Annotated in this window: 10 protein-coding genes and 1 pseudogene; 7 read left to right on the plus strand and 4 right to left on the minus strand. The window is 74.7% G+C overall.

The genetic code is table 11. The annotated features are described in order from the left end of the window. The first annotated feature begins 83 nt into the window (after positions 1-83). From ACOV8S_RS19910 to ACOV8S_RS19920, 3 genes are all read left to right on the plus strand, one after another. A complete protein-coding gene (locus ACOV8S_RS19910) occupies positions 84-1,115 on the plus strand; it encodes an alpha/beta fold hydrolase (protein ID WP_448319143.1) in 1,032 nt (343 codons plus the stop codon). Continuing rightward, the gene (locus ACOV8S_RS19915) at positions 1,112-1,999 is read left to right on the plus strand and encodes an SDR family oxidoreductase (protein WP_448319144.1); all 888 of its coding nucleotides are present in this window, start codon (positions 1,112-1,114) and stop codon (positions 1,997-1,999) included. The genes ACOV8S_RS19910 and ACOV8S_RS19915 overlap by 4 nt, the downstream gene beginning before the upstream one ends. A gap of 79 nt (positions 2,000-2,078) precedes the next feature. After that, entirely contained in the window at positions 2,079-2,267 is a 189-nt protein-coding gene (locus tag ACOV8S_RS19920) for a hypothetical protein (RefSeq protein ID WP_448319145.1), read from the plus strand. 120 nt (positions 2,268-2,387) lie between these two features. On the opposite strand, the gene ACOV8S_RS19925 is transcribed toward ACOV8S_RS19920, so the two are convergent. Further along, positions 2,388-3,191: an exodeoxyribonuclease III gene (locus ACOV8S_RS19925; protein ID WP_448319146.1), complete on the minus strand. Its 804-nt coding sequence runs from the start codon at positions 3,189-3,191 to the stop codon at positions 2,388-2,390. Positions 3,192-3,265: 74 nt separating this feature from the next. Here ACOV8S_RS19925 and ACOV8S_RS19930 point away from each other — a divergent pair, with 74 nt between their 5' ends. Continuing rightward, positions 3,266-3,742 (plus strand): GNAT family N-acetyltransferase, encoded by a 477-nt coding sequence (locus ACOV8S_RS19930; RefSeq protein WP_448319147.1) that lies wholly within the window; start codon positions 3,266-3,268, stop codon positions 3,740-3,742. 322 nt (positions 3,743-4,064) lie between these two features. Here the strand turns inward: ACOV8S_RS19930 and ACOV8S_RS19935 are convergent, their stop codons facing one another. From ACOV8S_RS19935 to ACOV8S_RS19945, 3 genes are read right to left on the minus strand one after another with little or no spacing between them, the layout of a single operon-like run. After that, positions 4,065-4,937, minus strand: coding sequence for a 5-oxoprolinase subunit C family protein (locus ACOV8S_RS19935; protein WP_448319148.1), 873 nt, complete (start codon positions 4,935-4,937; stop codon positions 4,065-4,067). Continuing rightward, complete coding sequence (locus ACOV8S_RS19940; RefSeq protein WP_448319149.1) at positions 4,934-5,548, minus strand: 5-oxoprolinase subunit B family protein; 615 nt, start codon at positions 5,546-5,548, stop codon at positions 4,934-4,936. The genes ACOV8S_RS19935 and ACOV8S_RS19940 overlap by 4 nt, the downstream gene beginning before the upstream one ends. Further along, positions 5,549-6,328 (minus strand): LamB/YcsF family protein, encoded by a 780-nt coding sequence (locus tag ACOV8S_RS19945; protein ID WP_448319150.1) that lies wholly within the window; start codon positions 6,326-6,328, stop codon positions 5,549-5,551. Positions 6,329-6,446: 118 nt separating this feature from the next. Between ACOV8S_RS19945 and ACOV8S_RS19950 the strand changes: the two genes are divergently transcribed. From ACOV8S_RS19950 to ACOV8S_RS19960, 3 genes and pseudogenes are all read left to right on the plus strand, one after another. Next, the gene (locus ACOV8S_RS19950) at positions 6,447-6,980 is read left to right on the plus strand and encodes a PadR family transcriptional regulator (protein ID WP_351117410.1); all 534 of its coding nucleotides are present in this window, start codon (positions 6,447-6,449) and stop codon (positions 6,978-6,980) included. Further along, complete coding sequence (locus ACOV8S_RS19955) at positions 6,977-7,666, plus strand: ABC transporter ATP-binding protein (protein ID WP_448319151.1); 690 nt, start codon at positions 6,977-6,979, stop codon at positions 7,664-7,666. Before ACOV8S_RS19950 ends, ACOV8S_RS19955 begins: the two co-directional genes overlap by 4 nt. Continuing rightward, positions 7,663-8,021, plus strand: a pseudogene (locus ACOV8S_RS19960) (ABC transporter permease); the annotation flags it as partial. The gene ACOV8S_RS19955 and the pseudogene ACOV8S_RS19960, both read left to right, overlap by 4 nt.

Raw genomic sequence — 8,021 nt, forward strand, 5'->3', positions numbered from 1 at the left:
GAGTCCGACGTGGCCCGCCCCGCCCCCGCCGCAGCCGAGGCCGCTTCCGGACCCGGCACCACCGCCGCCGTGGAGGCCGCCGCATGAGCACCCTGGACCACCTGACGACGCTGGGCCGCTACCAGCCGCCCGCGCCCGCCCGCGAGCTGACCGCCTTCTCCTCGGACGGCGCCCGCATCTCGATCGAGGTGCACGGACCCGAGGGCGCCCCCGCCGTCGTGCTCGCGCACGGCTGGACCTGCTCCGTCGCCTTCTGGGCGGCACAGATCCGCGACCTGTCCGACCGGTTCCGCGTCGTCGCCTACGACCAGCGCGGACACGGCGGCAGCCCGCTGCACGCCCCCGTCGGCACCCAGCAGCTCGCCGACGACCTGGAGGCGGTGCTGGCCGCCACCCTCGCCCCCGGCGAGAAGGCGGTGATCGCCGGGCACTCCATGGGCGGCATGACGGTCATGGCGGCCGCCGGACGCCCCGGCTTCCGCGAGCACGCCGCCGCCGTGCTGCTCTGCTCCACCGGCGCCTCCGCCCTGGTGCCGGAGTCCACGGTGCTCCCGATCAGGCGCGGAGCGGTCCGCACCTGGCTCACCGGACAGATTCTGGGCTCCCCGCTCCCGATCGGCCGCAGGCCCACCGGCTTCAGCCGCAAGATCCTCAAGTACGGCACCATGGGAGCGGGTTCGACGCCGCAGATGGTGGAGGCCTGCGCACGCGTGGTGCACGCCTGCCCCACCAAGGCGCGGCACGCCTGGTCCCACGTCCTGTCCACCCTCGAACTGACCGAGGGCGCACGGACGCTGGACCTCCCCACCGAGGTGGTCGTGGGCACCGCGGACCGGCTGACACCGCCGGTGCACGCCCGTAACCTCGCCCGGGAACTCCCCAACTGCCTTCGCGTGACCGAGCTTCCGGGCCTCGGCCACATGACCCCGATCGAGGCGCCGGACGTGGTCACCGACCGCATCAGGGCGCTGGCCGCCGCCCACCTCACCGACGGCGCCACGGCCGACGCGCGCACCGGGAACACCGAGAGCACCGGCACGGCCGGCGCGACCGGCACGACCGACAGGACCGGCACGACCGGCACGACCGGCACGACGAAGGAGAGCGCCGCATGAGCAAGGTCAACCTGGAGGGACGGGTCGCCGTCGTCACCGGCGGCGCGCGGGGCGTCGGCGAACTGCTCGCCCGCAAGCTGTCGGTGCGCGGCGTGAAGGTGGCGCTGGTGGGCCTGGAGCCGGAGCGGCTCAAGGAGGTCTCCGGCCGCCTGTACGCCGAGAGCGACTGGTGGCACGCCGACGTCACCGACCAGGACGCCATGAACCAGGTGGCCGCCGAGGTCAAGGAGCGGTTCGGGCGGATCGACATCGTGATCGCCAACGCGGGCGTCGCCACCGGCGGCCCGCTCGTCAGCTCCGACGCGGACGCCTGGCGGCGGGTGATCGAGGTCAACCTGATCGGCTCGGCGGTCACCGCGCGGGCGTTCCTGCCGGCGCTGATGGAGACCCGCGGCTACCTGCTGCAGATCGCCTCGCTGGCCGCGCTCACCCCAGCCCCGATGATGTCGGCGTACTGCGCCTCCAAGTCCGGCGTCGAGGCGTTCGCGCACTGCCTGCGCGGCGAGGTCGGCCACAAGGGCGTGGACGTGGGCGTCGGCTATCTGTCGTGGACCGACACCGACATGGTGCGCGGCGCCGACCAGGACGACGTGATGCGCGAGCTGCGCAAGCGGCTGCCGTGGCCGACCAACAAGACCTACCCGCTCGGTCCCGCGGTGGACCGGCTGGTGGACGGCATCGAGCGGCGCTCCGCGCACGTCTACGGGCAGTGGTGGCTGCGCGGCATGCAGTCGATCCGGGGGGCGCTGCCCACCCTGATCGGCGCGGTCGGGCCCCGCGAGGTGCGGCGGTTCGACGACCGTCTGGACCAGGTCCGGCCCGGTCTGGTGGGCGCCGGAGGCGCCGCCGACGAGCAGGAACGGACGTCCCGCCACAGCGGGTGATGATCGAAATGCGCTGCGTGCACGGGCGTGTCACGCTGGTCGAGCCCCGATCCCCTCACCACTCATTGGAGTGACACACATGGGCATCAAGGACCAGTTCCAGGACAAGGCCGAGCGTCTCCAGCAGGAGGCCAACCAGCGCATGGGTCAGAACCGTGACCAGCAGCGGGACGAGCGCCCGTCGCGCGACCGCTCCCCGTCGGACCGCGAGCAGGACCGCCCGCGCCGGTCGTCCGAGGACGACATCTACGACGAGGACACGATCTGACGCAGGCCCCGGCACCGCGCGCAGCCTGATCCTGTGACGAGGGCGCCCCCTTGCGAGGGGCGCCCTTCGCGTGTCCGCGGCCGGGCGTACGTGGCCCGGGCCGGCCGACGCCGGCGTCGCCTAGAGGTCGTAGACGACCGTCACCGGCGCGTGGTCCGACCACCGCTCCTCGTGGGTGGCGGCTCGCTCGACGAAGCCCTTGACCGCGCGGTCCGCGAGGCCCTTGGTCGCCGCCTGCAGGTCGATGCGCCATCCGCTGTCGTTGTCGAAGGCGCGGCCGCGGTAGGACCACCAGGAGTACGGCCCCTCGGTCTCCGGGTGCAGGGCGCGGACCACGTCCACGTAGCCGCCGTCGGCGGGCGAGAGCACCCGGGTCAGCCACTCGCGCTCCTCGGGCAGGAACCCGGAGCTCTTGCGGTTGGCGCGCCAGTTCCTGAGGTCGGCCTCGGCGTGGGCGATGTTCCAGTCGCCGCAGACCACCACCTCGCGCCCGTCGGCCGCGGCGCGCTCGCGCAGCGCCTTCAGGTACACCAGGAACTCGTCCATGAACCGGTACTTCTCGTCCTGCCGCTCGGTGCCGACCTCCCCGGAGGGCAGGTACAGGCTGGCGACGGTGACGCCCGGCAGGTCCGCCTCCACGTAGCGGCCGGTGGCGTCGAACTCGGCGGACCCGAACCCGACGCGCACCGCGTCCGGCTCCCGGCGGGTGTACAGCGAGACGCCGGCCCTGCCCTTGGCGGCGGACGGCGCGTGGACCACGTGCCACCCCTCCGGGGCGCCGGCGGCCTGCGGGAGCTGGCCCGGCTCGGCCCGCACCTCCTGCAGGCACAGCACATCGGCGGAGGTCTCCGCCAGCCACTCGACGAAGCCCTTCTTGGCGGCGGCGCGGAGCCCGTTGACGTTGACGGAGGTCACAGTAAGCACCGGAGCACAATACCGGCACACTGGACGGACCCGCCCATGAGTTCGCCGAACAGCACGGAAGTACGATCCCCGCCATGAACATCCGCACTGTCCCGTTCGACCACCCCGACGCCGTGAAGCTGAACGACGAGGTCCAGGAGGAGTACCGGCGCCGCTACGGCGACGGCGGCGACGCCACCGTCCTGCACCCCGACGACTTCCGCCCGCCGAACGGGCTCTTCCTGATCGCCTACGACGAGCAGGACCGCCCGGTCGCCACCGGCGGTTGGCGCGCGCAGGACGAGAACGAGGAGGGCAACCAGGACGGCGACGCGGAGCTCAAGCGGATGTTCGTGATCGAGCAGTGCCGCGGCCTGGGCCTGGCCCGCCGCATCCTGGCCCTGCTCGAGGAGGACGCCCGCGCCGCCGGCCGCACACGCATGGTCCTGGAGACCGGCGACCAGCAGCCCGAGGCCGTCGCCCTGTACGGCTCCTCCGGCTACGACCGCTGCGGCAAGTTCGGCTACTACCGCTTCCACGAGAACAGCATCTGCATGGCCAAGCAGCTCTGAGCCGCGCGCTCACGGTCTCGGCGGAAGCGGGGGGCGGGTGCGGCCGTGGTACCGGAGTCGGGCCCGGCAGGCGGCCGGGATGCCGCACGACGGCCCGCCGGGAATGCAGGCCTCGGCGGAGGGCGCGGGCACCGGGGAGCACCGCCCGCGGGCATGCGGGCGCCGCACGAGGGCCCCGCGGTGAGCGCGGGACCCGGGACGGGCCCGGGCACCGCGCCGGCGCACCGCCCGCGGGGATCCCTGCGCCGAGCGTCGTGCTCCATGCGCCGAGCGTCGTGCTCCATGCGCCGAGCGTCGTGCTCCATGCGCCGCCCGTGGTGGTTCAGGCGCCGTGGGGACGGCCCGTCGTCGGGAGGACGAAGCGGAGGGGCTGACCCGGTCGGGCCTGGGCGGCGCGGTCGAGGTCGTGGCGCAGGACGACGGCGAGGACGGGGTAGCCGCCGGTGACCGGGTGGTCGGCGAGGAAGAGGACCGGGCGGCCCCCGGGCGGCACCTGCAGCGCGCCCGGCACCATTCCCTCGCTGGGCAGCTCGCCCTCCCGCACCCGCTCCAGCGCGGGCCCGTCGAGCCGCATGCCCACGCGGTCGGAAGCCGCTCCCACCGTCCACGTCGCCGACAGCAACTCCCGTACGGCGGCGGGCGAGAACCAGTCGTCCCGCGGCCCCGGCCACACCCGCAGCACCACCTCGCCGGCGGTCGGCGCGGCCACCGGCGCCAGGTCCACGCAGGGCGGCGGGCCCGACGCGGGACCTGCTGGGAGCACGTCGCCCACCACGAGCGGTTCCGGCCCGAGCCCTGCGAGCACGTCCCGCGACCGTGACCCCAGCACCTCGGGCACCGTGATCCCGCCCCGGACGGCGAGGTAGCTGCGCAGCCCCGCCGCCGGCGTCCCCAGCGTGAGCCGGCTGCCCGCGGCCAGGTGCGTCACCGCGTTCACCGCGCCACCGTCCACCGGGCCCACCGCACCGGTCACGGCCACCGTCACCGGCCGCAGCGCCCGGACGGACAGGCCGCCGAAGGTGACCTCCACCCCCGCCGCGCCCTCCTCGTTGCCCACCAGCCGGTTGGCCAGCCGCAGCGAGCCCCGGTCGGCCGCGCCGGAGAGCCCCACGCCCACCGCGGCGAGCCCCGGCCGCCCCAGGTCCTGCACGGTGGCCAGCGGACCGGTCGCCAGCACCTCCAGCGCCGCCGTCACCCGGGCCGCACCTCCTCGAACCGCACGCGCGCCCCCGGCCGCAGGAGGGCCGGCGGATCGCGGTCCTCACGCCACATCGCCAGCTCCGTCCGCCCGACGAGCTGCCAGCCGCCCGGCGAACTGCGCGGGTAGACCCCGCTGAACTCCCCGGCCAGCCCCACCGCGCCGGCCGGCACCCGGGTCCGCGACTCGGCCCGGCGAGGAACGCGCAACTCCGGCGGCCCGCCCGTCAGATACGCGAAGCCGGGGGCGAACCCGCCGAAGGCGACGGTCCATTCACAGCCGGTGTGCAACCGCACCACCTCCCGCACCGACAGGCCGGTCAAGTCCGCCACCTCACGCAGGTCTTCACCGTCGTAGTGCACCGGAACGCGGACCAGCGGGCCCCGTTCACGCTCGGCTCCCGTCAAGTCCCGTTTCCGCACCTCACGTTCGACCAGGGCGGGGTCCGCCTCCGGGGTCAGGAGCAGCAGGACCGTGCGGGCGGCCGGGACCAGGTCCGTCACGCCGGGCGGCGAGGCGCGCTCCAGGGAGCGGTACAGGCCCAGCGCCTCCTCCAGCGAGTCCGTCTCCACCAGCAGGCCCTGGTCCCCGCACGGCAGGACGCGCACTCAGTCCTCCCCGCCCGTGGCGAACGCCCGCAGCGTCACGCCCGCCTCCGCCAGCCGCTCCCGCACCGCCCGGGCCACCGCGACCGCGCCGGGGCTGTCCCCGTGCACGCACAGCGAGTCCGCCTCGATCCGCAACGGCGTGCCGTCCACCGCCGCCACCGGCTCGCCGAGGGCGATCCGCGCGCACCGTTCGGCGATCTCCCGCGCGTCGTGCAGCACCGCGCCCGCCTCGCGCCGCGGCACCAGCGTCCCCTCCGGGGTGTACGCCCGGTCCGCGAACGCCTCGCGGAACACCCGCAGTCCCGCCTCCGCGGCCAGCGCCAGCCACCGCGACCCCGGCAGGCCCAGCACCGCGCAGGCCGGGTCCCAGTCCCGCACCGCCGAGACCACCGCGGCGGCCTGCTCCTCGTGCCGCACGATCGCGTTGTAGAGCGCCCCGTGCGGCTTCACGTACCGCACCCGCGTGCCGGAGGCGCGGGCCAGGGCGTCCAGCGCGCCGATCTGGTAGAGCACGTCGTCGGCCAGGGCCCGCGGCTCCATGTCGATGAAGCGCCGCCCGAACCCGGCCAGGTCCCGGTACCCCACCTGCGCGCCCACGGCGACGCCCTCGGCGGCGGCCCGTTCGCAGGCCCGGCGGATCACCGAAGGGTCACCCGCGTGGAACCCGCACGCCACGTTCGCGCTGGTCACCACGGTCAGCAGCGCGTCGTCGTCACCGAGCTCCCACCGGCCGAAGCCCTCGGCGAGGTCGGCGTTGAGGTCGATGAGCACGAAAGTCACCCTTCTCCCGGTCCGGTCGGCTGCGATCACGCTTCCACGTCGCCCCGCCCGGCTCAACACCACACGAGCGCCGATCGACTATTCACTCAGTACATGTACGTGGTGCATACTGACGGACATGAGCACCCGTCACATCCTGCTGGGCCTCCTCTCCACCGGGCCGAGCCATGGCTACGACCTGAAGAGGAGGCACGACGAGAGGTTCCCGCAGGCCCGCCCCCTGGCGTACGGGCAGGTGTACACGACGCTGCAGCGGCTGGTGCGCGACGGACTGGCCAAGGTCGAGGGGACCGACTCCGACGGCGGTCCCGAGCGGACCATGTACCGCGCCACCGACGACGGCGAGCGCGAACTCGCCCGCTGGGCCGCGGAGACGGCCCCGCCCGCGCCGTTCGTCGCCAACGAGATCTTCGCCAAGGTCGTCGTCGCCATCCTGGCCGGCGGCGACCCGGCCGCCTATCTGCGCGACCAGCGCGCCGCCCACATGGCGCGGATGCGGGAGCTCACCAAGGTCAAGACCACTCCCGGGGCCGACCTCGCGACCGTCCTCTCGGCCGACTACGCCCTCAGCCACCTGGACGCCGACCTCCGCTGGATGAGCACCACAGCGGACCGGCTCGCCACCCTGACCGCGGAGGTCACCGCACGATGAGCATCACCACCGGCCCGCTGCTCGCGGCCCGAGACCTCGTCAAGACCCACGGCCGCACCGACGCCCTGCGCGGCGCCTCGGCCGAACTCCACGCGGGAGAGATCCTCGCCGTCACCGGCCCCAGCGGCAGCGGCAAGTCCACCCTGCTGCACTGCATGGCCGGGATCGTCCGCCCCGACGGCGGCAGCGTCCACTACGAAGGACTGCGGCTCGACACCTGCGCGGAGGACCGGCTGAGCGCGCTGCGCCGCACCGACTTCGGCGTGGTGTTCCAGTTCGGGCAGCTGATCCCCGAGCTCACGCTCACCGACAACGTGGCCCTGCCGCTGATGCTCGCCGGCACCTCCCGGCGCGAGGCCCGCGCCCGGGCCGGCGAGTGGCTGGAGCGCTTCGGCGTCGGTGACCGGGGGGACGCCCGGCCCGGTGAGCTCAGCGGCGGCCAGGCCCAGCGGGGCGCGCTGGCCCGCGCGCTGGTCACCGGACCGCGCGTCGTCTTCGCCGACGAGCCGACCGGGGCGCTGGACTCCCTGGCCGGCGAACAGGTCATGGCGGAGCTCGTCTCCGCCGCCCGTGCCTCGGGCGCGGCGGTGCTGCTGATCACGCACGACGCCCGGGTGGCCGCGTACGCGGACCGCGAGATCCGGCTGGCCGACGGCCGTGCCGCAGCGATGGAGGGTGCGAAATGACCGAGGACGTGAAGCTGGCCTGGCTGTTCACCCAGGGTTCCGACCGGCGGGAGTGGTGGCGGTTCGGCCTGACGGCGCTGGGGGCGTTCTGCGCCACCGGGTTCGCCTCGGCGGCCGCGGCGCTCGCCTCGGCGGGCCGGAGCGTCTACCGCATCCCCTACGCGGAGGGCCTGCTCGACCGGCCCGGTGAGCGGTCCGGCATCATCCTCGCCCTGCTCCTCCTGCTGATCCCGACCCTGGGCCTCCTCGGCCAGTGCACGCGGATCGGCGCGGTCCACCGGGACCGCCGGATGGCCGGACTCCGACTCGCCGGGGCCTCACCGCGGCGGGTGCGGCGGGTGGCCGGGGTCGAGAC

It is taken from the genome of Streptomyces sp. CO7, assembly GCF_053474865.1.